The organism is Pseudomonas faucium, from assembly GCF_021602585.1.
Lineage (GTDB): Bacteria > Pseudomonadota > Gammaproteobacteria > Pseudomonadales > Pseudomonadaceae > Aquipseudomonas > Aquipseudomonas faucium.
The window spans coordinates 226,972-250,930 of the sequence record NZ_BQIP01000004.1; the positions used below are offsets into that span (position 1 = coordinate 226,972).

The 23,959-nt window shown below is 65.2% G+C and carries 24 protein-coding genes; all 24 read right to left on the reverse strand.

From position 1 onward, the window contains the following. Window positions 1-47 precede the first annotated feature (47 nt). On the reverse strand, window positions 48-2,249 hold the full coding sequence (locus tag L6D75_RS07350) for a chemotaxis protein CheA (protein WP_176513164.1): 2,202 nt from the start codon (window positions 2,247-2,249) through the stop codon (window positions 48-50). Between the two features lie 12 nt (window positions 2,250-2,261). Beyond that, window positions 2,262-3,050, reverse strand: a complete 789-nt coding sequence (locus L6D75_RS07355; RefSeq protein ID WP_176513162.1) for a protein phosphatase CheZ — start codon at window positions 3,048-3,050, stop codon at window positions 2,262-2,264. Between the two features lie 18 nt (window positions 3,051-3,068). Continuing rightward, window positions 3,069-3,443, reverse strand: a complete 375-nt coding sequence (locus L6D75_RS07360; protein WP_104881405.1) for a chemotaxis response regulator CheY — start codon at window positions 3,441-3,443, stop codon at window positions 3,069-3,071. Window positions 3,444-3,551: 108 nt separating this feature from the next. Further along, window positions 3,552-4,292 (reverse strand): RNA polymerase sigma factor FliA, encoded by a 741-nt coding sequence (gene fliA / locus L6D75_RS07365; RefSeq protein ID WP_176513160.1) that lies wholly within the window; start codon window positions 4,290-4,292, stop codon window positions 3,552-3,554. Further along, window positions 4,289-5,122 carry a flagellar synthesis regulator FleN gene (gene fleN / locus L6D75_RS07370; RefSeq protein ID WP_016393812.1) on the reverse strand — a complete coding sequence of 278 codons (834 nt, stop codon included), beginning with the start codon at window positions 5,120-5,122 and terminating at the stop codon, window positions 4,289-4,291. The genes fliA and fleN overlap by 4 nt, the downstream gene beginning before the upstream one ends. Window positions 5,123-5,214: 92 nt before the next feature. Next, window positions 5,215-6,522, reverse strand: a complete 1,308-nt coding sequence (flhF, locus tag L6D75_RS07375; RefSeq protein ID WP_176513158.1) for a flagellar biosynthesis GTPase FlhF — start codon at window positions 6,520-6,522, stop codon at window positions 5,215-5,217. Between the two features lie 11 nt (window positions 6,523-6,533). Continuing rightward, window positions 6,534-8,663, reverse strand: a complete 2,130-nt coding sequence (gene flhA / locus L6D75_RS07380; protein ID WP_176513156.1) for a flagellar biosynthesis protein FlhA — start codon at window positions 8,661-8,663, stop codon at window positions 6,534-6,536. 168 nt (window positions 8,664-8,831) lie between these two features. Then, on the reverse strand, window positions 8,832-9,974 hold the full coding sequence (flhB, locus tag L6D75_RS07385; RefSeq protein ID WP_176513153.1) for a flagellar biosynthesis protein FlhB: 1,143 nt from the start codon (window positions 9,972-9,974) through the stop codon (window positions 8,832-8,834). Between the two features lie 2 nt (window positions 9,975-9,976). Beyond that, on the reverse strand, window positions 9,977-10,753 hold the full coding sequence (gene fliR, locus L6D75_RS07390) for a flagellar biosynthetic protein FliR (RefSeq protein ID WP_176513151.1): 777 nt from the start codon (window positions 10,751-10,753) through the stop codon (window positions 9,977-9,979). A 7-nt stretch (window positions 10,754-10,760) separates the two neighbouring features. Then, window positions 10,761-11,030, reverse strand: coding sequence for a flagellar biosynthesis protein FliQ (gene fliQ, locus L6D75_RS07395; protein WP_176513149.1), 270 nt, complete (start codon window positions 11,028-11,030; stop codon window positions 10,761-10,763). 21 nt (window positions 11,031-11,051) lie between these two features. Continuing rightward, window positions 11,052-11,819 carry a flagellar type III secretion system pore protein FliP gene (fliP, locus tag L6D75_RS07400; RefSeq protein WP_176513147.1) on the reverse strand — a complete coding sequence of 256 codons (768 nt, stop codon included), beginning with the start codon at window positions 11,817-11,819 and terminating at the stop codon, window positions 11,052-11,054. Then, window positions 11,819-12,259, reverse strand: a complete 441-nt coding sequence (gene fliO / locus L6D75_RS07405) for a flagellar biosynthetic protein FliO (protein ID WP_176513180.1) — start codon at window positions 12,257-12,259, stop codon at window positions 11,819-11,821. Before fliO ends, fliP begins: the two co-directional genes overlap by 1 nt. A gap of 12 nt (window positions 12,260-12,271) precedes the next feature. Further along, on the reverse strand, window positions 12,272-12,736 hold the full coding sequence (gene fliN, locus L6D75_RS07410) for a flagellar motor switch protein FliN (RefSeq protein ID WP_176513146.1): 465 nt from the start codon (window positions 12,734-12,736) through the stop codon (window positions 12,272-12,274). 47 nt (window positions 12,737-12,783) lie between these two features. After that, window positions 12,784-13,752, reverse strand: coding sequence for a flagellar motor switch protein FliM (gene fliM, locus L6D75_RS07415; protein WP_176513144.1), 969 nt, complete (start codon window positions 13,750-13,752; stop codon window positions 12,784-12,786). A gap of 9 nt (window positions 13,753-13,761) precedes the next feature. After that, window positions 13,762-14,259, reverse strand: coding sequence for a flagellar basal body-associated protein FliL (gene fliL / locus L6D75_RS07420; protein ID WP_176513142.1), 498 nt, complete (start codon window positions 14,257-14,259; stop codon window positions 13,762-13,764). 199 nt (window positions 14,260-14,458) lie between these two features. Beyond that, window positions 14,459-15,745 (reverse strand): flagellar hook-length control protein FliK, encoded by a 1,287-nt coding sequence (locus L6D75_RS07425; RefSeq protein WP_176513140.1) that lies wholly within the window; start codon window positions 15,743-15,745, stop codon window positions 14,459-14,461. 72 nt (window positions 15,746-15,817) lie between these two features. After that, entirely contained in the window at window positions 15,818-16,165 is a 348-nt protein-coding gene (locus L6D75_RS07430; protein WP_176513138.1) for an Hpt domain-containing protein, read from the reverse strand. 50 nt (window positions 16,166-16,215) lie between these two features. Continuing rightward, window positions 16,216-17,907, reverse strand: a complete 1,692-nt coding sequence (locus L6D75_RS07435) for a fused response regulator/phosphatase (protein WP_176513136.1) — start codon at window positions 17,905-17,907, stop codon at window positions 16,216-16,218. A gap of 8 nt (window positions 17,908-17,915) precedes the next feature. Beyond that, a complete protein-coding gene (locus L6D75_RS07440; protein ID WP_176513134.1) occupies window positions 17,916-18,221 on the reverse strand; it encodes an STAS domain-containing protein in 306 nt (101 codons plus the stop codon). A gap of 177 nt (window positions 18,222-18,398) precedes the next feature. Then, window positions 18,399-18,851 carry a flagellar export protein FliJ gene (gene fliJ, locus L6D75_RS07445; RefSeq protein ID WP_176513132.1) on the reverse strand — a complete coding sequence of 151 codons (453 nt, stop codon included), beginning with the start codon at window positions 18,849-18,851 and terminating at the stop codon, window positions 18,399-18,401. Window positions 18,852-18,858: 7 nt separating this feature from the next. Beyond that, window positions 18,859-20,217, reverse strand: coding sequence for a flagellar protein export ATPase FliI (gene fliI, locus L6D75_RS07450; RefSeq protein WP_176513130.1), 1,359 nt, complete (start codon window positions 20,215-20,217; stop codon window positions 18,859-18,861). Continuing rightward, window positions 20,207-20,971: a flagellar assembly protein FliH gene (fliH, locus tag L6D75_RS07455; RefSeq protein ID WP_176513128.1), complete on the reverse strand. Its 765-nt coding sequence runs from the start codon at window positions 20,969-20,971 to the stop codon at window positions 20,207-20,209. The genes fliI and fliH overlap by 11 nt, the downstream gene beginning before the upstream one ends. Before the next feature lie 193 nt (window positions 20,972-21,164). Next, complete coding sequence (gene fliG, locus L6D75_RS07460; protein WP_027921181.1) at window positions 21,165-22,184, reverse strand: flagellar motor switch protein FliG; 1,020 nt, start codon at window positions 22,182-22,184, stop codon at window positions 21,165-21,167. Then, window positions 22,177-23,952: a flagellar basal-body MS-ring/collar protein FliF gene (gene fliF / locus L6D75_RS07465; RefSeq protein WP_176513126.1), complete on the reverse strand. Its 1,776-nt coding sequence runs from the start codon at window positions 23,950-23,952 to the stop codon at window positions 22,177-22,179. Before fliF ends, fliG begins: the two co-directional genes overlap by 8 nt. Between the last annotated feature and the right edge of the window lie 7 nt (window positions 23,953-23,959).

The window sequence follows — 23,959 nt, forward strand, 5'->3', positions numbered from 1 at the left end:
AAACACTCCATTAGGCGGCGCAACCCGCCAGGGTGCGCCGCCGAAAATCAGATACGCCGTGCCGCGTAACGCTTGAGCATGCTCGGCACGTCGAGGATCAGCGCGATGCGGCCATCACCTGTGATGGTGGCTCCCGACATGCCCGGGGTGCCCTGCAGCATCTTGCCCAGTGGCTTGATTACCACTTCTTCCTGGCCGACCAGTTGATCGACGACAAAGCCGATGCGCTGGGTGCCGACCGAGAGGATCACCACGTGGCCCTCGTGCTGCTCTTCGTGCACCTGGCCCTGGACCAGCCAGCGCTTGAGGTAGAACAGCGGCAGCGCCTTGTCGCGCACGATCACCACTTCCTGGCCGTCGACCACGTTAGTGCGCGACAGGTCGAGGTGGAAGATCTCGTTGACGTTGACCAGCGGGAAGGCGAACGCCTGGTTGCCCAGCATCACCATCAGGGTCGGCATGATCGCCAGGGTCAGCGGCACCTTGATGACGATCTTCGAACCCTGGCCCTTGGCCGAGAAGATGTTGATCGAGCCGTTGAGCTGGGAAATCTTGGTCTTCACCACGTCCATGCCGACACCACGGCCGGACACGTCGGAGATTTCGGTCTTGGTCGAGAAGCCCGGGGCGAAGATCAGGTTGTAGCAGTCCGACTCGCTCAGGCGTTCGGCCGCGTCCTTGTCCATCAGGCCCTTTTCCACGGCCTTGGCGCGCAGCACGTTGGGGTCCATGCCCTTGCCGTCGTCGGAGATCGACAGCAGGATGTGGTCGCCTTCCTGTTCGGCCGACAGCACCACGCGGCCGGTGCGGGCCTTGCCGGCGGCTTCACGCTCGTCGGGCATTTCCACGCCGTGGTCGACGGCGTTGCGCACCAGGTGCACCAGCGGGTCGGCCAGGGCCTCGACCAGGTTCTTGTCCAGGTCGGTCTCTTCGCCGACCAGCTCCAGGTTGATTTCTTTCTTGAGCTGGCGGGCCAGGTCACGGACCAGGCGCGGGAAGCGGCCGAAGACTTTCTTGATCGGCTGCATGCGGGTCTTCATCACCGCGGTCTGCAGGTCGGCGGTGACCACGTCGAGGTTCGACACGGCCTTGGACATGGCCTCGTCGCCGCTGTTCAGGCCCAGGCGCACCAGGCGGTTACGCACCAGCACCAGTTCGCCGACCATGTTCATGATCTCGTCCAGGCGCGCCGTGTCGACGCGCACGGTGGTTTCCGCTTCGCTGACCGCGTGCTTCTCGGCGGCAGGGGCCGGCGCGCGCGCTGGCGCTGCGGGCTTGGCGGCCGGGGCTGGAGCGGGCTTGGCCACGGGCAGGCTTTGGGCCTTGGCGGCAACGGGCGCGGCAACCGCGGCAGGGGCCTCGGCAGTCACGCTGTCGCCGGAGAACTTGCCCTTGCCATGCAGCTGGTCGAGCAGCGCTTCGAACTCGTGCTCGCTGATCTCGTCGCCACTGGCGGCCGGTGCGCTGCTGGCCACCGGCGCGGCAGCCGGCAGCGCGTCGGCCTGGAAAGTGCCCTTGCCGTGCAACTGGTCGAGCAGCGACTCGAATTCTTCATCGGTGATTTCGTCGCTCACCGGTGCACTGGCGGCAACGGCCGGCGGCTCGGTGGCGACGACTTCGGCCGAGAACTGGCCCTTGCCGTGCAGCTGGTCGAGCAACGATTCGAACTCGGCGTCGGTGATTTCGTCGGTGGCGCCACTGAGGGTTTCACCCTGCAGTTGCTCGGCCGCCGCTTCGGCCTGGGCCTTGACCGCATCGAGCGAGTCGAGCAGCTGTTCGAATTCGGTGTCGGTGATGTCTGCCTCGGCGGCGGGCGCCTCGGCCACCGGCGCCGGGGCTGGCGCAGGCTGGCCGGCAGCGGCAGGCTCGGCCAGGCGCGCCAGGGCCGCCAGCAGCTCGGGGGTGGCCGCCGTCACTTCGCTGCGCTCGCGCACCTGGCCGAACATGCTGTTGACCGTGTCCAGTGCCTCAAGCACCACATCCATCAGTTCCGCATCGACCCGGCGCTCACCTTTGCGCAGGATGTCGAAGACGTTCTCGGCGATATGGCAGCACTCCACCAGCTCGTTGAGCTGAAGGAAGCCGGCGCCCCCTTTTACAGTGTGGAAACCGCGAAAAATGGCATTGAGCAGGTCGGCATCGTCGGGCCGGCTTTCCAGCTCGACCAGTTGCTCGGACAGTTGCTCAAGAATTTCGCCGGCTTCTACCAGGAAATCCTGAAGGATTTCTTCATCGGCGCCGAAGCTCATTAAACGTGCTCCTTAAAAACCCAGGCTGGACAGCAGATCATCGACATCGTCCTGACCGGACACGACGTCTTCACGCTTATCGGCATGAATCTGCGGACCTTCACCCCGAGTCGGATGTTTTTCTTGATCTTTTTCAGCGCGCAGCTGCTGGTGGTCATGTTCGATGCCGGCAAAGCGGTCGACCTGACTGGCCATCAGCACGAGCTTGAGCAGATTGCTTTCGACTTCGGTCACCAGCGCGGTGACGCGCTTGATCACCTGGCCAGTCAGGTCTTGGTAGTCCTGGGCCAGGAGAATGTCGTTGAGGTGGCCGGACACCTTGCGGTTGCCCTCGGCGCTGTGCGTCAGGAAACTGTCGACGCGCTTGACCAGCTCACGGAATTCCGGCGCGGCCACTTCGCGGCGCATGAAACGCTGCCAGTCCAGGCTCAGGCCCTGGGCCTCGGCCGCCAGGTCGTTGAGCACAGGCGTGCTCTCCTCCACCAGGTCCATGGTGCGGTTGGCGGCGCCTTCGGTGAGCTTGACCACGTAGGACAGGCGCTCGGTGGCGTCGGTGATCTGCGAGACTTCCTCGGCCTGCGGCATGTGCGGGTCGATCTGGAAGCTGACGATCGCGCTGTGCAGCTCGCGGGTGAGCTTGCCGACTTCCTGGTACAGGCCGCGGTCGCGAGTCTGGTTGAGCTGATGGATCAGCTGCACCGCCTCGCCGAAACGGCCGCGCTCCAGGCTTTCGACCAGCTCCTGGGCATGCTTCTTCAGGGTCGTTTCGAACTCCCCCAAAGACGTTTGTGATGATTCCATGGCGCCCCCTGACGTGACTCAGCCGTTGACGCGTTCGAAGATCTTCTCGATCTTTTCTTTGAGCACCTGGGCGGTGAACGGCTTGACCACGTAACCATTGACGCCGGCCTGGGCCGCTTCGATGATCTGGTCGCGCTTGGCTTCGGCGGTCACCATCAGTACCGGCATGCCCTTGAGGCGGTCATGGGCGCGCACCTTGCGCAGCAGGTCGATGCCGGACATGCCCGGCATGTTCCAGTCGGTCACCAGGAAGTCGTAATGGCCGCTTTCGAGCATCGGCAGCGCCGTGGTGCCGTCGTCGGCCTCGTCGGTGTTGGTGAAGCCAAGGTCACGCAGCAGATTCTTGATGATTCGCCGCATCGTCGAAAAGTCGTCAACGATGAGGATTTTCATGTCTTTGTTCAAGTAGACCTCCAAGCAGTCTCAAACGCGCTCGGCCTACCGAGCACGCAACTCATTCAATTCGGTACAACATGGAAAACGACTGCAACGATACCGGGCTCAACGCGCCCGCCACTCTCCCAGACGGCTGCGCAGGCGCGCGGCGCACTGGCTGTGCAGCTGGCTGACACGCGACTCGCTGACCCCCAGCACCTCACCGATCTCCTTGAGGTTCAGCTCTTCGTCGTAGTACAGCGCCAGCACCAGCCGCTCGCGTTCCGGCAGGTTGGCGATGGCATCGGTCAGGGCGGCCTGGAAGCGCTCGTCCTCCAGGTCGCGCGATGGCTCGACCTGGCCACTGACGCCGTCCTCGTGCAAGCCTTCGTGCTCGCCGTCCTGCAACAGGTCGTCGAAACTGAACAGGCGGCTGCCCAGGGTATCGTTCAAGATCCCGTAGTAATCATCGAGACTCAATTGGAGTTCGGCAGCAACTTCATGATCTTTAGCGTCACGGCCGGTTCTGGCTTCAACGGCGCGCATCGCGTCGCTGACCATGCGGGTGTTGCGGTGCACCGAACGCGGCGCCCAATCACCCTTGCGCACCTCGTCGAGCATCGCGCCACGGATGCGGATGCCGGCGTAGGTTTCAAAGCTCGCACCCTTGCTGGCGTCGTACTTGTTGGCAACTTCCAGCAGGCCGATCATGCCGGCCTGGATCAGGTCTTCGACCTGCACGTTGGCCGGCAGGCGCGCCAGCAGGTGGTAGGCAATGCGCTTGACCAACGGGGCGTAGCGTTCGATCAATTCGTACTGGGCGTCCTTGGACGCCTTGCTGTACATCTTGAATCCGCTCGCGTTCATAGCACCGGCCCTGCGCTGGTGGGTTGCACCAGGCGCTCGACGAAGAACTCCAGGTGCCCGCGCGGGTTCGCCGGCAGCGGCCAGCTGTCGACCTTCTGGGCAATGGCCTTGAAGGCCAGCGCGCACTTGGAGCGCGGGAAGGCTTCGTACACTGCGCGCTGCTTCTGCACCGCCTTGCGCACGCACTCGTCGTAAGGCACGGCGCCCACGTACTGCAGGGCAACGTCAAGGAAGCGGTCGGTGACCTTGGTCAGCTTGGCGAACAGGTTGCGCCCTTCCTGCGGGCTCTGCGCCATGTTGGCCAGCACGCGGAAACGGTTCATCCCGTAATCGCGGTTGAGCAGCTTGATCAGGGCGTAGGCGTCGGTGATGGAAGTCGGCTCGTCGCAGACCACCAGCAGCACTTCCTGGGCCGCGCGGACGAAGCTGACTACCGAGTCACCAATACCTGCAGCGGTGTCGATCACCAGCACGTCGAGGTTGTCGCCGATCTCGCTGAAGGCCTGGATCAGGCCGGCATGCTGGGCCGGCGCCAGGTGCACCATGCTCTGGGTGCCCGAGGCCGCCGGCACGATGCGCACACCGCCCGGCCCCTGCAACAGCACATCGCGCAGTTCGCAGCGCCCTTCGATCACGTCGGCCAGGGTGCGCTTGGGGGTCAAGCCCAGCAACACGTCGACATTGGCCAGGCCCAGATCGGCGTCCAGCAGCATGACCCGGCGGCCGAGTTCGGCCAGCGCCAGGGACAGGTTCACTGAAACGTTCGTTTTGCCGACGCCACCTTTACCACCGGTGACGGCGATCACCTGTACGGGATGCATGCTACCCATGTTCGTTGTTTACCTTGTCTCGCTTGGACCCAAGCCACACTAGAGGCATTACAGCGCCCCCCTGGTGTAGGTATTTTGCATACGCTTCATCATCAGCCCGCGCGCCGCGGGTTGTGATAGAGATCAGCGAACATGTCGGCCATGGCCTCTTCGCTGGGCTCGTCTTGCAACTGCACATTGACCGCGCGGGTCACCAACTGGTGCGGGCGCGGCAGGTGCAGGTCATCAGGAATACGCGGGCCATCGGTGAGGTAGGCCACTGGCAGTTCATGACTGATGGCCAGGCTCAGCACATCGCCGAGGCTCGCCGTTTCGTCGAGTTTGGTCAGGATACAACCGGCCAGGCCGCAGCGCTTGTAGCTGTGGTAGGCAGCGGTGAGCACCTGCTTTTGGCTGGTGGTGGCCAGCACCAGGTAATTCTTCGCGGCGATGCCGCGCCCGGCCAGGGTTTCCAGTTGCATGCGCAGCGCCGGGTCGCTGGCCTGCAGGCCGGCGGTATCGATCAGCACCACACGTTTGCGCAGCAGCGGCTCGAGCGCCTGGGCCAGCGACTGGCCCGGGTCGACGTAGGTCACCGGCACGTTGAGGATGCGGCCCAGGGTCTTGAGTTGCTCCTGGGCGCCGATGCGAAAGCTGTCCATGCTCACCAGGGCCAGGTTCTGCGGGCCGTACTTGAGCACATAGCGCGCCGCCAGCTTGGCCAGCGTGGTGGTCTTGCCCATGCCGGCCGGGCCGACCATGGCGATCACCCCGCCCTCCTCGATCGGCTCGACCTCGGGCACCTCGATCATCCGCGCCAGGTGCGCCAGGAGCATGCGCCAGGCCTGGCGCGGCTCATCGATTTCAGCCGTGAGATCGAGCAGTTCGCGGGCGATCGGGCCAGACAGGCCGATACGCTGCAGGCGGCGCCACAGGTTGGCTTGCGCAGGCTTGGCGCCTTGCAGCTGGTTCCAGGCCAGCGAGCCGAGCTGCACTTCGAGCAGCTCGCGCAGGCCCGAGAGCTCCGAGCGCATGGCGTCGAACACGCGCTGGTCGACCGGCGCCGGGGCAGCTGCGGCAGCGGCTGCCGGCGCCTCCACGTGCGGCTCGATCAGCGGCTCCGAGGCGGTCAGCGACTGGCCGGCGAACAATTGGCGGTTGCCTTCGCTGGCATCTTCGCGGTTGTCCAGCTCGGCCTGGGCCGTGGCGATGCGCGAATGGGTCTTGCGCAGCTCTTCTTCCAGCTCGGCGTTGGGCACGCGCGGGGCCAGCGCGGACAGCTTGTAGTCCAGCGCGGCCGTCAGCTCGACACCGCCGGCGATGCGGCGGTTGCCGATGATGGCGGCATCGGAGCCCAGCTCATCACGGACCAGCTTCATGGCCTGACGCATATCGGCGGCGAAAAAACGCTTAACTTGCATAACCCACTACCTCAGCCGTTGGGGCCCACGGTGGCAACGATGGTGACTTGCTTGTTATCCGGTATTTCCTGATACGCCAGAACATGCAAATTCGGTACAGCCAGGCGACCGAAGCGCGACAGCATGGCGCGGATCGGGCCGGCGACCAGAAGGATGGCCGGCTGGCCCTGCATCTCCTGACGCTGGGCTGCTTCGATCAACGAACGCTGCAGCTTTTCGGCCATGCTCGGTTCCAGAAGAACACCGTCTTCCTGACCTTGCCCGGCCCTTTGCAGACTATTGAGCAAAATCTGTTCCAACCTTGGCTCAAGGGTGATCACAGGCAGCTCGGACTCAACGCCGACAATGCTTTGCACGATGGCACGACACAATCCGACGCGCACTGCCGCGACCAGCGCGGCGGTATCTTGACTCTTGCCGGCATTGTTCGCGATGGCCTCGGCAATGCTGCGAATATCACGTACTGGCACTTGCTCGGCAAGCAACGCTTGCAGGACCTTGAGCAGCCCCGACAAGGAAATGACACCCGGTACCAGTTCCTCGGCAAGTTTAGGCGAAGCCTTGGACAATACCTGCAGCAGCTGCTGCACCTCTTCGTGGCCGATCAGCTCGTGGCAGTGCTTCTGCAGGATCTGGTTGAGGTGGGTGGCCACCACCGTACTGGCGTCGACCACGGTGTAGCCCAGCGACTGCGCCTGGGCCCGCTGGCCGACGTCGATCCACACCGCCTCCAGGCCGAACGCCGGGTCGCGCGCGGCAATGCCGTTGAGGGTGCCGAACACCTGGCCAGGGTTGATCGCCAGCTCCCGGTCCGGGTAGATCTCGGCCTCGGCCAGGATCACCCCCATCAGCGTCAGGCGGTAGGCACTGGGCTGCAGGTCGAGGTTGTCGCGAATGTGCACGGTGGGCATGAGAAAGCCCAGGTCCTGGGACAGCTTCTTGCGCACGCCCTTGATCCGCGCCAGCAGCTGGCCACCCTGGTTGCGGTCGACCAGCGGGATCAGGCGGTAGCCGACCTCCAGGCCGATCATGTCGATGGGGGTGACGTCGTCCCAGCCCAGTTCCTTGGTATCCATCGCACGTTGCGGCGAAGGCAGCAGGTCCTGCTGGCGCTGGGCTTCCTGCAGCGCCTCGACCTTGGCCTTCTGCTGCTTCTTCCACACCAGGTACGCGCCACCTGCGGCCAGCAGGCCGAGGCTGAGGAAGGCGATGTGCGGCATGCCCGGCACCAGGCCCATGACGATCATCAGGCCGGCCGACACCGCCAGCGCCTTCGGCGAATCGAACATCTGCCGGTTGATCAGCTTGCCCATGTCCTCGGAGCCCGAGGCACGGGTGACCATGATCGCGGCGGCGGTGGACAACAGCAGGGATGGCAATTGCGCCACCAAACCGTCACCAATGGTCAACAAGGCGTACACCTTGCCCGCATCGCCGAAGCTCATGCCGTGCTGCAGCATGCCGATGAGCATGCCGCCGATCAGGTTGATGAACAGGATCAGCAGGCCGGCGATGGCGTCACCGCGCACGAACTTGCTGGCACCGTCCATCGAGCCGTAGAACTCGGCCTCCTGGGCCACCTCGGCGCGGCGCGCCTTGGCCTGGGCCTGGTCGATCAGGCCGGCATTGAGGTCGGCGTCGATGGCCATCTGCTTGCCGGGCATGGCGTCGAGGGTGAAGCGCGCGCTCACCTCCGAGATACGCCCGGCACCTTTGGTCACCACCACGAAGTTGATGATCATGAGGATGGCGAACACCACCGCACCCACGACATAGTTGCCGCCGATCACCACCTCGCCGAAGGCCTGGATCACCTTGCCCGCGGCGCCATGGCCCTCCTGGCCGTGGAGCATGACCACGCGCGTGGAGGCGACGTTCAGGGCCAGGCGCAACAGCGTGGCAATCAGCAAGATGGTGGGGAACGCGGCAAAGTCCAGCGGCCGCAGGGCGTACACGCAGACCAGCAGGACCACGATCGACAGGGCAATGTTGAAGGTGAAGAAGACGTCGAGCAGGAACGGCGGTATCGGCAACATCATCATTGCCAACATCACCAGCAGCAACAACGGCACCCCCAGGTTGCCCCGGCCGAGACCGGCCAGGTTTTGCCGGGCGTTGCTGATTAACTGAGTGCGATCCACCGCGATTCCTCTTCATGCAAAACTTTGACGCCCAAGGGGCGCTTGGGCGTGGCTCTGCAAGAAGCCTTCCAACTTTGGGTTTTGTGCGGGCAGGGCCGGCCCTATCGCCGGCAAGCCGGCTCCCACACCACCCACTCTGTGGGAGCCGGCTTACCGGCGATTGGGCCCTCAGCTGTCGCGGCGAAGGTCTGGCGGGATCGGCAGGTCTTCCTTCAACGGCTCCGGCCGCTTGCCCTTGCCCGAGCGGTACTGGCGAATCTGGAACACGTATGCCAGCACCTGCGCCACGGCCAGGTACAGCCCCGCCGGGATCTCCTGCTCGACTTCGGTGGAGTAGTAGATCGCCCGCGCCAACTCGGGCGACTCGAGAATCTGCACCTTGTGCTCCACGGCGATCTCGCGAATCTTCAAGGCAATGAAGTCGGTACCCTTGGCCAGCAATAGCGGCGCCGCCCCACCCTGCTCCGGGTCGTATTTCAGGGCCACGGCATAGTGCGTGGGGTTGGTGATGATCACATCGGCCTCAGGCACCGCGGCCATCATGCGCCGCTGCGACACCTCGCGCTGCAGCTGGCGGATGCGCTGCTTGACCTCGGGCTTGCCCTCGCTGTCCTTGTACTCGTCCTTGACCTCCTGCTTGGTCATCTTCAGCTTCTTGTGCGTCTGGTACAGCTGGAACGGCACGTCCGCCGCCGCGATGATCAACAGGCCCGCCGCCATCCACAGGGCACTCCAGCCCACCACCTGGACGCTGTGGATGATCGCCTGCTCCAACGGCTCGTTGGCGATGGCCAGCAGCGCCTGGCGGTCATTGCTGAGCACCACCAGCGCCACCACCAGGATCATGAAGAACTTGGCCATCGCCTTGAGCAGTTCGGTCAGCGAGTTCAGCGAGAACATGCGCTTGATCCCCGACAAGGGGTTCATGCGACTGAACTTGGGCTGCAGCAGGCTCCCGGAGAAGATGAACCCGCCCAGCAAGATGGACGATACGAAGGCGATCACGAACAGCAGCACCAGGATCGGCTGCACCGCCCAGATCGCCATCTTGCCCGAGGCCAGCAGGAACTGGCCCATGGAGCGCTCATCGACCAGCACTTCACGGGTCAGTGAGAAGTTCATGCGCATCAGCGTCATCAGGGTTTCGGCCAGGTTGCCGCCAAAGGCGAGCAAGGCGCCGGCACCGGCAAGGGTCACCGACACCGTGTTCAGCTCCTTGGAGCGGGCGATCTCACCTTTTTCGCGCGCGGTGCGCTTGCGTTTTTCGGTGGGGTCTTCCGTCTTGTCCTGACCGCTCTCGCTCTCGGCCATGCTCAGCGCGCCCTTGCCAGTTCACGCAGCCATTGCAGCGCTTCGCTGGCCAATGCCTGGTAATGGGAAAGAATGTCGGCCAGACCCACCCAGAAGATGCCGATGCCCAGCACCAGGGTCAGCGGGAAGCCGATCGAGAAGATGTTCAGCTGCGGCGCAGCGCGGGTCATCACGCCAAAGGCGATGTTCACCACCAAAAGCGAAGCGATCGCCGGCAGAATCAGCAACAGCCCGGAGCCGAACACCCAGCTCAGGCGCCCGGCCATTTCCCAGAACTGGTTGGCCATCAGCGCATTGCCCACCGGCAAGGTGGTAAAGCTCTCGGTGAGGATCTCGAACGCCACCAGGTGGCCGTTCATCAGCAGGAACAGCACGCTCACCAGCATGGTCATGAACTGGCTGACCACGGCCACGTTGACGCCGTTGGCCGGGTCGACCATGGAGGCGAAGGCCATGCCCATCTGCACCGCGACGATCTGCCCGGCAATGACGAAGGCCTGGAACAGCAGCTGCAGGGAAAACCCGAACAGCGCGCCGACGATGACCTGCTCGCCGCACAGCAGCAGGCCACGCAGGCTCAGCGGGTCGAATTCGGGCAACGGCGGCAGTGCCGGCACGATCACCACGGTGATGGCCACCGCCGCGTACAGGCGGATGCGCGCCGGCAGCATGCGCGTGCCGAAGATCGGCATGGTCATCAGCAGCGCCGTCACCCGGAACAGCGGCAGGATGAAGGTGGCGACCCAGGTGCCGATCTGCGCGTCGGTCAGCTCCAGCATGGCCGCCTCAACCGATCAGCTGCGGGATGCTGGTGTACAGGCCGGTGATGTACTCCATGAACTTCTGCACCAGCCAAGGGCCGGCGACGATCAGCGTCACCAGCATGACCAGCAGGCGCGGCAGGAAGCTCAGGGTCTGTTCGTTGATCTGCGTGGCGGCCTGGAACATCGCCACCATCAAGCCCACCAGCAGGCTCGGCACCACCAGGATGGCAACCATCAGCGTGGTCAGCCACAGCGCATCGCGGAACAGGTCGACAGCTACTTCAGGGGTCATGCGGGGCTCTCCTTGACGGCGTCAGACGCCGCCGAAACTGCCGGCCAGGGTGCCCATGATCAACGCCCAGCCATCGACCAGGACGAACAGCATGATCTTGAACGGCAGCGAGATGATCAGCGGCGACAGCATCATCATACCCATGGCCATCAGCACACTGGCCACCACCATGTCGATGATCAGGAACGGGATGAAAATCATGAAGCCGATCTGGAACGCGGTCTTCAGCTCGGAAGTCACGAACGCCGGCACCAGGATCGTCAGCGGCACCTGGTCGGGGCCGGCGATGTCGGTGCGCTTGGACAGGCGCATGAACAAGTCCAGGTCGCTCTGCCGGGTTTGCGCCAGCATGAAGTCCTTGAGCGGCCCCTGGGCCTTGTCGATGGCTTGCTGGGCGGTCATCTGCTCTTTCAGGTAGGGCTGCAGGGCGTCCTGGTTCACCCGGTCGAACACCGGGGCCATGATGAACATGGTCAGGAACAGCGCCATGCCGGTCAGCACCTGGTTCGACGGTGTCTGCTGCAGGCCCAGGGCCTGGCGCAGGATCGAGAACACGATGATGATGCGGGTGAAGCTGGTCATCAGGATGACGAACGCCGGGATGAAGCTCAGCGCCGTCATGATCAGCAGGATCTGCAGGCTGACCGAATACTCCTGCTGCCCATCCGGGCCGTTGGACAGGGTGATGGCCGGGATCGACAGCGGGTCGGCTGCCAGCGCCAGCGGCGCGGCCAGCAGCAGCGCGATGGGCAGCAAGGTGCTCAACAGGGTGCGCAGGGCGCGGCTCATCACTTCTTGTCCTTCTGATCCTTGCCCATCAGCTCCATCAGCCGCTGGGCGAATTCCGGCGTTGCCTGGCGGGCACTGGCAGGCACCTGCACCGGCTCCGCCAGCACATGCAAGGCCTCGATGCTGCCGGGGCTGTGGCCGATGAGAATCTGCTCGTTGCCCACCTGCACCAGCAGCAGCCGGTCACGCGGGCCGATGGCGCGGCTGCCGACGATCTCGATCACCTGGCCGCCCTTGGGGGTGGCGCCCTGCATGCGGCGCAGCGCCCAGGCCAGGAAAAAGATCAGGCCGACCACCAGCAACAGGCCGAAGACCATCTGCGCCAGCTGCCCGCCCAGGCTGCCGGGCGCGGCTGCGGCCGGCGCGGCCGGGGTGGCGGCCACGGCGGCAATCGCCACCTCGCTGGCCAGCAAGCCGACCAGGGCCATCGCGGCCCGCATCGTGCCCTTCACTCAGCGCAGCTTCTTGATGCGTTCGCTGGGGCTGATCACGTCGGTCAGGCGGATGCCGAACTTCTCGTTGACCACGACCACCTCGCCATGGGCGATCAGGGTGCCGTTGACCAGCACGTCGAGCGGCTCGCCAGCCAGGCGATCAAGCTCGATCACCGAGCCCTGGTTGAGCTGCAGCAGGTTGCGGATGTTGATCTCGGTGCTGCCCACTTCCATGGAGATGTTCACCGGAATGTCGAGGATCACGTCCAGGTTGGGGCCTTCGAGGCTGACGTTTTCCTTGGGCCGCGGCGAGCTTGCGAACTCTTCCATCGGCAGGCGGCCGGCGCCTGAGCTGCCGCCATCGGCGCCGAGCAGCGCGTCGATGTCGGCCTGGCCGGCGTCACCGGTTTCTTCCAGGGCCGCAGCCCATTCATCGGCCAGGGCCTGGTCCTCGGGGGAGGTGATCTCGTTTTCGTTAGCCATGATGTCCTCGGCAGGCATTCAATTCGTAGTGAGCGACCGGCACGCCGTCAGCGGCGTTCGATCGGGTCGATGATCTGCAGGGCCAGGTTGCCCTTGTGCGAACCCAGGCGCGCCTTGAACGACGGCACGCCGTTGGCGCGCAGCACCAGGTGCTCGGGCAGCTCCACCGGGATCACGTCGCCGACCTGCATGTGCAGGATGTCGCGCAGCTTCAGCTGGCGGCGGGCAACGGTGGCGGTCAGCGGCACCGACACGTCCAGCACGTCCTCGCGCAGGGCCTTGACCCAGCGCTCGTCCTGGTCGTCCAGGTCGGACTGGAAGCCGGCATCGAGCATTTCGCGCACCGGCTCGATCATCGAGTACGGCATGGTCACGTGCAGGTCGCCGCCACCGCCGTCGAGCTCGATGTGGAAGGTCGACACCACCACCGCCTCGCTCGGCCCGACGATGTTGGCCATGGCCGGGTTGACCTCGGAGTTCATGTACTCGAAGTTGACCGGCATGATCGCCTGCCAGGCTTCCTTGAGGTCGACGAAGCACTGGTCCAGCACCATGCGCACCACGCGCAGCTCGGTCGGGGTGAATTCGCGGCCTTCGATCTTGGCGTGACGGCCGTCGCCGCCGAAGAAGTTGTCCACCAGCTTGAACACCAGCTTGGCGTCGAGGATGAACAGCGAGGTGCCGCGCAGCGGCTTGATCTTCACCAGGTTGAGGCTGGTGGGCACGTACAGCGAATGCACGTACTCGCCGAACTTCATCACCTGCACGCCACCCACGGCCACGTCGGCGGAGCGGCGCAGCAGGTTGAACATGCTGATGCGGGTGTAGCGGGCGAAGCGCTCGTTGATCATTTCCAGGGTCGGCATGCGACCCCGCACGATACGGTCCTGGCTGGTCAGGTCGTAGCTCTTGATGCTGCCAGGCTCGGCAGCGCTTTCGGTCTGTACCAGCCCATCGTCGACGCCATGCAGCAGGGCATCGATCTCATCCTGGGACAGCAGGTCCTGTACGGCCATGGCGGACTCCTACTGCAATACGAAATTGGTGAACAGCAACTGGTCGACCACAGGTTTGCCGACTTCCTTCTGCGCCACTTCCTGCACCACCGCGGTGGCTTTCTGACGCAGCATCTCCTGGCCCACCGGGCTGCCGGCCAGGCTGTCGAAGCCCTGCCCGGAGAACATCATCACCAGGTTGTTGCGGATCACCGGCATGTGCACCTTCAGGGCATCCAGGTCGGCCTGGTTGCGGCCTTGCAGGGTGATGCTCACCTGCATGTAGCGCTGGCGGCCGTTCTGGTTGAAATTGACCACGAAGGCGGGGGCCAGCGGCTCGTAAATCGCCGCCGGCTTGACGTTGGCCGCCGCCGGGTCGGCCGCCGGGGCCGGCTCGCTCTTGTGCATGATGAACCAGGTGGCGCCCACCGACAGGCCGACGGCCAGCAGCAGTGCCAGCACCAGCAGCAAGATCAGCTTGAGTTTGCCTTTAGCGGCGGGGTCTTTCACTGCGTCGCTCTTCGCCATGCCAATAATCCGTCGTCCAGCGGGGTTTCAAAGGAGATGACGTGGCTTGAGCAAGTGTTATGCCAGATTTCGGGTTTTAGTCTGTACCGGCCCTATCGCCGGCAAGCCGGCTCCCACAGGTACACCACTGCACCAAAGTCGGTGGTGTACCTGTGGGAGCGGGCTTGCCCCGCGAAGAGGCCGGTGCTGCCACGGCAAATCAGGCGTAGAAGTCGACCGCGCTGTCGCCGATGACCACCTGCTGCTCGACCGGCCGGGCGGCATCGGCCACTTCACCACCCCGCTCGCCAGCGCCACCTTCCTGCGCCCGGCGCGCCGCCACGCCGGACAACTGCGAGCCATCCTGCTGCGCCTGCTGCTGTTGCTGCCCGCGCGACTGGTCGGCGACGTTGACGTCCGGCTGCGCCAGCCCCTGCTGGGCGAACAGTTCGCGCAAGCGGTGCACCTGGCTGTCCAGCGCATCGCGCACGCCGGCATGGCCGCTGATGAAGGTGACCTGGGTCGACTGGTCCGCCGCCAGGTTGACGCGAATGTCCAGGCGCCCGAGCTCCGCCGGCTCCAACTGGATATCGGCCGACTTGAGGTTCTGGCTGGACAGGTACATGACCCGGTTGACCAGGCCCTCGGCCCAGGCGTTCTGGTTCATCGCCAGCGGCTGGTGCAGGGGGCTCGGGGTCACCGGCACGGCGTTGGCGGTCTTGGCCGTGGCCGCCTGGGTCAGGCTGGCAAGGCGGTTGGCAAAATCATCGATGCGGGTATCGCTGCTGGCGCTCTTGGTGTCTTTCAGGCCGTCTTCGAGCAAGGCGCCGAAGGCCTTGTCACCCGACTCCGCATGGCCTGCCTCGGCTTCGACCTTGTCGACCAGGTTCGCCAATGGATTGACGGCCACCGCGCCATCCTCAACCTGTGGCTGTTGCGCGGTGTTGGCGGCATGGGCCGAGGTAGTGCCTTTGGCCTGGGCGCTCTGCTCCAGCGCCAGGCGCAGGGTGGGCATGTTGGCCAGGGCGTCGGCCTCGGGGTCGAAGGTTTCGCCGGCATCCTCTTCAGGCAACGCCGGCGCCGGTGGTTGCTGAGCGGCCGCCTGCAACACCGGCGCCACGGTCTGGGCCTGGGCCTGCAACAGTTGCGCGCCCGGCTGGGCATCGGTGACCTGGCCGGCTACCAGGTTGGCATCCACCGAGCTTGCGTCGGCGTCGGCGCTGGCCTGGGCCTGGTCGCTGGCTGGCAATTTGTTGCCGTCATCGGCAACGGCCGGCTTGTCGTCTGCCGCCGCCTTGCCGCCCTGGTCGGTATCAGGCTTGTCCTTGGGCTTGACCTTGTCGTCGCGCAGCGAAGGCTTGTCGCGGCCCTGGTTGGCCATCACCTGGTCGAAGCCACCGCCCTGCCCGCCCGCCGCCTGCAGCGGTTTGTCCAGCCGCGAGGAAGCAGCGTTCGACGGCTTGCTCAGGGTGCTGGATTGCAACAAAGGGTTGGGTGCGACAGGCATTGAAAGGTCTCCGCGCCAAAAACATGAATATCGTCCTGGCACAGACAGGCAAAACTCGCGCCAACCTGCCGATCAGCTTGCCGAGACCCGCTCGCGCTCGGCACGGTAAAAGCGCTGCACCTCCAGGTATTCCTGGTCGATACGCTGGATCAGGTCCTCGATGCCGTACAACGCGCGCTCCTTGACCCGCTCCTCCAGCTGCTGGCAAAGCTGGGCCAGGCCGACCGCACCCATGTTGCCGCTGCTGCCCTTGAAGCTGTGGGCCGCCATGCCCAGCTCATCGGCAGTGCGGGCACCGTGCAACTGGCTCAGGCGCCGCTCGGAGTCTTCGAGGAAGGTTTCCAGCAACTGCAGGTAGCCCTCCTCCATCACCTCTTGCAGGTCCCTGAGCACCCTGTGGTCGATATGCATGTCAGTCACTTGCTCACTCCTTGATCAAGCCGGATTATGACCGAGCCGCGCCCGGCGGCTCACCATTCGAAATGCACCTGGGCACAACGCCCGCCTTCGCGCCACTGCGCGCTGCTGGCAAGCCGTCGCACCAGGCTCAGGCCACGACCACTGAGGCCCTGGTCCTGCGGCGGGCGCGAAAGCACCCGGTGCACATCGAAGCCGGCGCCGCTGTCGCGCACTTCGATCATCAGACGCCCACCGCCGGCCAGCGGTTCCACTTTCAGGTCGATGCGCACGAAGCCCTCGGCCAGCACGCCCAGCCGCCGGGCGCGCTCCTGATAGTAATCGGCAAAGCCCTGCACGTCCCGCTTGAGCCGCGAATCCAGGCCCAGCACGCCATGCTCCAAGGCATTGGAATACAGCTCGCTGAGCACGCTGTGCAACGCCCCGGTGCGCGGCCGCAAGCCGTGGATCTCCTGCAGCAATTGCACCAGGTAGGGCACCGGGTTGAATCGCTTGAGGCTTTCGCCGCGCAGTTCGAAGCCCAGCGACCAATCCAGCGGGCTGGAGCGCCCGCTGTCGGAATAGAGGGTCGGCGCCGGCACCCGCTCTTCGGCGGCGAACATGCGGATATCACACAGGCTGATGTCGTCCCGCGGGCGCCCGCCAAAACCCTGCAGCGCCTGCATCACCTCGTCGAACAGGCGCACCGGGTCGCGGTTGGCCGCCAGCACCGCGCGCAGGCGCTCGACGCCGAACAGCCGCTCCTGATCGTCCGCAGTATCGACCACGCCATCGGACAGCAGCAGCAACCGCTCGCCCGCCGCCAGCGGCAGTACCTCGGTGCTGTCGTCGAAGCGCTCGGCAGCGAGAATGCCCAGCGGCAGATGGCGCGAGGCCAGGGTGGACAGCACCTCTCCTGCGCCCGACAGCCGATAGCCATCCGGCATGCCGCCGTTCCACACCTCCACGGTGCCGCGCTGCACGCTCAGGTTCAGCAGCAGCGCGCAGCAGAACATGTCGACCGGCAAGATGCGTTTGAGCTTGGCATTCATCTCACGCAGCATCTGCGCCAGGCCGTAGCCCTTGGCGGTCATGCCATAGAACACCTCGGCCAGGGGCATGGCGCCGACGGCGGCCGGCAGGCCGTGCCCGGTGAAGTCGCCGAGCAGCACGTGCATGTCGCCCGAGGGCGTGAACGCCGCCAGCAGCAGGTCGCCGTTGAACAGCGCGTAGGGCGATTGCAAGTAACGGATGTTCGGTGCGGTGATGCAGCCGGAATGGGCGACCTTGTCGAACACCGCCTTGGCCACCCGCTGTTCGTTGAGCAGGTGATGGTGATGGCGGGTGATCAGGTCGCGTTGTTCGAGGACCGTCGCCTGCAGCCGGCGCAGGCGGTCCATGGCGCGGATCTTGGCGCCGAGGATCACCGCACTGTAGGGCTTGGCCATGAAGTCATCGCCCCCAGCCTCCAGGCAGCGCACCAGGGCACCCTCCTCGTTCAGCGAGGTCAGGAAGATGATCGGCACCAGCGCCTCGCCGGCCAGGGCCTTGATCTGCCGCGCCGCCTCGAAGCCGTCCATCACTGGCATCAAGGCATCGAGCAGGACGATATGCGGGCGCTTTTCGGCGAACAGCGCCACCGCCTGCTCGCCGTTTTCCGCCGTGAAGACCTGATGCCCCTGGCGCCGGACGATCTGCGCCAGCAACAGGCGGTCGGTGGCGCCATCTTCGGCCACCAGCACGGTCAACGCCTGTTCGGGAGGCATCTGGGCGTTCAACTGATGTCAAACAGTTTTTCGAAATTGGAGATGGCCAGGATCTTGCGCACGTCGGAGCTGGCATGCACCACCCGCACATCCGCGGCGTCGCCGCCCGCATGATCGCGCAGCAACAGCAGCATGCCGAGCGCGGAGCTGTCCAGGTAGGTGGTGTCCTTCAGGTCGACCACGAACGCGTCGGGCTGCTTATCCTGGCGCTCGTAGGCATTGCGAAATTCCTGATGCTCGCCGAAATCGAAGCGCCCCTTGACCTTGATCGTGAGTTTTTTCCCGTCCTGCGAAAAATCGGTCTCGACTGCCATGCTAGCGATTCCTTCGATGATGGCGAATGCAACTCTTCAAGGTTTAGCAGGCGCTAGCGGTAGTGGCAAACCGGGGATGCCTGATGCGGCCCTATCGCCGGCAAGCCGGCTCCCACAGGTAGGGCACTGGCACGGCTCCTGTGGGAGCCGGCTTGCCGGCGATAGGGCCGCCGCAGGTTACAGATGCCCCTGCCGGGGCAGCCGCTGGGACAGTTCATCGAGCAACCGCTGCTCGCGCTTGTCTTCGGCCCGCCGCGCTTCGTCCATGTACCGCTGTACCAGCTTGCGCAGCCCTTCGACCCGTGCATACGCCTGCTGCCAGGTACCACGGGCGTTCTTCAGGTTGTTCTGGTGCCAGAGCAGGCTCTGGCGCTGCTGGGTCATCGCCGTTTCGAGCTGAGCCAGAAAGCGCTGGTAGTTGAGCAGCCAGCTGCCATCGACACCCTGCCCACCGCGCTCGATCCACTGCGCCTGGTAACCCTCGCGAAACGACTCGAGCTCGCCCAGTTTGGCCTGGGCCTGGGCCACCAGCTGCTGGAAGTGCCCCAGGCGCTGGGCAGCCTTGCGCTCGGCCTCCTCGGCCATGGTCACCACCGGCGCCAGGCGCGCGGCACGGCTGGGCATGCTCATGGGCTACTCAACCATTGCCCGGGGGCATGAAGATCGACCCCAGTTGCTGGCGGCTCTGGGCCATGCCGACATTCTCGTCCAGCCCCTGGCGCAGGAAGTCCACGAGCTTGGGCTGCAGGGCGATGGCCAGGTCGGTTTCCGGATCGCCGCCGGCGACATAGGCGCCGACGCTGATCAGGTCGCGGCTTTGCGACAGGCGCGACCACAACTGCTTGAATTTCTGCGCCTGGCGCAGGTGGTCGGCATCGACCACTTGCGGCATGACCCGGCTGATCGAGGCCTCGATATCGATGGCCGGGTAGTGGCCTTCCTCGGCCAGCCGCCGGGACAGCACGAAGTGGCCGTCGAGCACGCCACGCGCCGAGTCGGCGATCGGGTCCTGCTGGTCGTCGCCTTCGGACAACACGGTATAGAACGCAGTGATCGAGCCACCCCCAGGTTCGCCGTTGCCGGCACGCTCCACCAGCTTGGGCAGCTTGGCGAACACCGACGGCGGGTAGCCACGCGTCGCCGGCGGCTCGCCGATGGCCAGGGCGATTTCGCGCTGGGCCTGGGCAAAGCGGGTCAGCGAGTCCATCAGCAACAGGACATTCTTGCCCTTGTCGCGAAAATATTCGGCGATGCGCGTGCAGTACATGGCCGCACGCAGGCGCATCAGCGGCGCATCGTCGGCGGGGGATGCGACCACCACCGAGCGCTTGAGGCCCTCTTCGCCGAGGATGTGCTCGATGAATTCCTTGACCTCGCGGCCCCGCTCGCCAATCAGCCCGACCACGATGATCTCGGCCTCGGTGAAGCGCGTCATCATGCCCAGCAGCACCGATTTACCCACGCCGGTACCGGCGAACAGGCCCAGGCGCTGCCCGCGCCCGACGGTCAGCAGGCCATTGATGCTGCGGATGCCCACGTCCAACGGCTGGCTGATCGGGTCGCGGTTGAGCGGGTTGATGATCGGGCCATCCATCGGCACCCAGTCTTCGGCCTTCATCCCGCCCTTGCCGTCCAGCGCGCGGCCGGCGCCGTCGAGCACCCGGCCGAGCATGCTCATGCCCATGGGCAGGCGGCCGCTGTCGTCCAGCGGCACCACCCGCGCGCCCGGGGCGATGCCGGCGATGCTGCCGACCGGCATGAGGAACACCTTGTTGCCGGAAAAGCCCATGACCTCGGCTTCGACCTGCACCGGGTGGTAGCTGTCGTCGTTGATCACCAGGCAGCGCCCGCCGACCGCGGCGCGCAGGCCTTCGGCCTCGAGGGTGAGGCCGACCATGCGCAGCAGGCGGCCTTCGACCACGGGCTGCGCCGGCAGCTCGATGGCTTCGGCGTAGCCGCTCAGGCGCTTGCCGAAGCTGGTGCGGTCAAGGCGCATCGCTGGCGCCTATCTCGACCGACACATCCGGCGCCGCCGGGTGCAGGGCGTGGTCGTGCAGCTGGTCGAACAGCTGCGCCACGGCCTTCTCGATGCGCGTTTCCATGGTCGCGTCGATGCGGCTGTGCAAGGTCTCGATCCGGCAACCACCGGGCAGCAGGGCATCGTCCTCGAGCAGCTTCCAGCTCTCCTCGTGCCGCTCGCGCAGGGCCTTGGCCAGCTCGAAGTCCTGGGGGTTGAGGTGGATGCGAATGTTGTCGGCGCCCATGGGCAGCAGCTTCAAGGCTTCGCGCAGCACCTGGGTGATCTGGCTGGAGTCGCTGCGCAGTTCGCGGCCGATGACCTGGCGGGCCATGTGCGCCACCAGGTGCACCATGGTCTTTTCGATCTGCGTGTCCTGCTCGGCGATGGGCTCGAGCAGGTGCTCCATCAGTTGCTCAAGGTTGGCCAGCTTGGCATTGAGCGCTTCCTCGGCCTCTTGGCGCACCTTCAGCTGGGTGCTGTGAAAACCTTCGCGCTCGCCGGTGGCGAAGCCTTCATTGTAGGCCTCCTGGCGGATCGCTTCGAGTTCTTCGAGGGTCAGCGGCTGGACTTCCTCCAGCGGCACTTCCTCGACTTCTTCCTCGACCACTTCCGGTTCCGGTTCCGCCTCAGGTGCAGGCTCCGGGTCAAAGCTGGGCAACGCCCAGACGTCGACGCCCACGAGGTCGCGGGCGCGGATCAGGTCACTGGGGTGGGATTCTTTGGTGGGCATGTTCTCAGGTACTCAAAAACCCTGTTCGACCAATGCGCCCCCTGTAGGAGCGGCCTTGTGTCGCGAAAGGGCTGCACAGCAGCCCCAGCAATTTATGCAACAACACTGAAATCCTGAATCCAGAATCCAGAATCCTGGGGCCGCTTCGCAGCCCTTTCGCGACACAAGGCCGCTCCTACAGAGGACCTGTGGATCAGATCATTTCCTCGGCGCCTTTGCCGCCGAGCACGATCTCGCCGGCCTCGGCCATGCGCCGGGCGATGGTGAGGATTTCCTTCTGCGCGGTCTCGACGTCGCTGACGCGCACCGGCCCCTTGGCTTCCAGGTCGTCGCGCAGCAGTTCCGAGGCACGCTTGGACATGTTCTTGAAGATCTTGTCCTTGACCCGCTCGTCGGCGCCCTTGAGCGACACCACCAGCACATCGGAGGACACCTCGCGCAGCAGCGCCTGGATGCCGCGGTCGTCGACATCGGCCAGGTTGTTGAAGACGAACATCAAGTCTTCGATCTGCTCCGACAGGTCGTTGTCGATCTCGCGGATCGAGTCCATCAGTGCACCTTCCACGGAGCTGTCGAGGAAGTTCATGATGTCGGCGGCGCGCTTGATGCCGCCCAGGGTGGTGCGCGCGGCATTGGAGTTGCCCGAGAACTGCTTCTCGAGAATCTGGTTCAGCTCCTTGAGCGCCGCCGGCTGCACGGTATTGAGCGACGACACGCGCAGGATGATGTCCAGGCGTACCTTGTGGTCGAAGTTGCTCAGCACTTCGCCGGCCTGGTCAGGGTCCAGGTAGGCGACCACGATGGCCTGGATCTGCGGATGCTCGTAGCGGATCACGTCGGCCACCGCACGCGGCTCCATCCACTTGAGGCTGTCCAGGCCGCTGGTGTTGCCACCGAGCAGGATGCGGTCGATCAGGCCGTTGGCCTTGTCTTCGCCCAGGGCCTGGTTGAGCATCTTGCGGATGTAGCCATCGGAGCCCACGCCCAGGCTGGTCTGGTCGCCGACGATCTCGACGAACTCGCTCATCACCTGCTCGACCTGCTCGCGGTGCACGTTGCCCATCTGCGCCATGGCCACACCGACCCGCTGCACTTCCTTGGGGCCCATGTGTCGCAGCACTTGCGCAGCATCGGTCTCGCCGAGCGACAGCAGCAGGATGGCTGCCTTGTCGACCCGGCTGAGCTTGGCGGTAATGGCTCGATTGTCACTCATCGGCGTTGATCCACTCTTTCACGACCTGGGCCACGCGGCCCGGGTCTTCGGCCACCAGGCCTTTGATTGCGTTGAGCTGCGCCTCGTAACCCTCGCTCGGGCTTGGCAACAGAATGCTTGTCGGGCCACCCAGGCTGACGCGGTCGTTGGCCAGTTCGCCATCCAGACCGATCATGCCGCCCAGCTCCATGTCGCTGTCCGTGGCAGCATGCTTGCCGCCGCCAGTGATGTTGTTGAGTACCGGGCGCAGCACGCCGAACACCAGCACCAGGATGAACAGCACGCCCAGCACTTGCTTGACGATGTCCCAGAACCATGGCTGCTGGTAGAAGGCGATGTCGGCGATCACCTCGCCGCGGTCGGCGGCGAACGGCACGTTCATCACCGTCACGCTGTCGCCACGGCTGGCATCGAAGCCCACCGCGTCCTGCACCAGGCGGGTGAAGCGCGCCAGGTCTTCGGCGCCCCACGGCGCACGGGTGGTTTCGCCGTTGGCGTCGACCTTGACCTGGTCATCGACCACCACTGCCACCGACAGGCGGGTCAGGCGCCCCTGCTGCTGGCGGGTGTGGCTGATGGAGCGGTCCAGCTCGAAGTTCTTGGTGGTCTGCTGGCGCTTGTCCGAAGGGTACGGCGCGAGCATCGGTTGGCCGGTGGCCGGGTCCATGACCTGCTGGCCGTTGGCGTCCACCAAAGGCTGGCCAGGCTGGATCGCGGCGGCGGCGCCCGGGGCGCCCGCGGTGGTCTGCGGCGCCGAGGCCGGGCCTGGTGGCTGGTTGCTCAGGGCACCCGGCACGCCTTGCGGGCCCTGGCTGCTGGCGCGCTGCTCGTTGACCGACTGCTCGCTGCGCAGCGCGGGTTGGTCCGGGTTGAACTGCTCGGAGGTCGATTCGACCGCGCTGAAGTCAAGGTCAGCCGACACTTCGGCCTTGTAGCGGTCGTTGCCCAGCACCGGCTGCAGGATGTTGTGCACGCGCTGGGTGAGCATGCCTTCCATGCGGCGGCTGTAGTCGTACTGCTTGCCGGCCATGGTCAAGGCGGTGTCCTGCAGCTGCTCGGAGAGCAGGTTGCCCTTCTGGTCGACCACGGTGACCTGCGACTTGTCCAGCTCCGGCACACTGGTGGCGACCAGGTTGACGATGGCCATCACCTGGCCGGCTTCCAGCGAACGCCCCGGGTACAGCTCGACCAGCACCGAGGCGCTGGGCTTGCGCTCGTCGCGCACGAACACCGAGCTTTTCGGGATCGCCAGGTGCACGCGGGCAGCCTTGACGTTGTTCAGGCTGGACACGGTGCGCGCCAGCTCGCCTTCGAGGCTGCGGCGGTAGCGGGTGGCTTCCATGAACTGGCTGGTGCCCAGCCCCTGCTCCTTGTCGAGCAGTTCGAAACCGACGTTGCCATCGCTGGGCGCCACGCCGGCGGCTGCCAGTTTCAGGCGCGCACGGGAGAGGTCGTCGGCCTTGACCAGCAGAGCCCCGGAGTTGGGCTCGACGTTGTAGGGGATGTCGGCAGCGGCCAGGGTATCCATGACCTGCTTGGTGTCCATGCCGGCCAGGCTGCCATACAGCGGGCGGTAATCCGGCTGCTGCGACCACAGCACCACGGCGAAGCCGATCGCCACGCTCGCCGCCAGCCCGACCAGCAGGCCAACCTGGCGCAGCATGGGCATCTGCGAGATGTTTTCCAGAAACGCCATGCCGAACAGCGGCGGCTTGCTCGCGGGCGAACCGCTCTTGGCGGGGGCGTTTTCGACGACTGCTTCAGCCATGACTCAC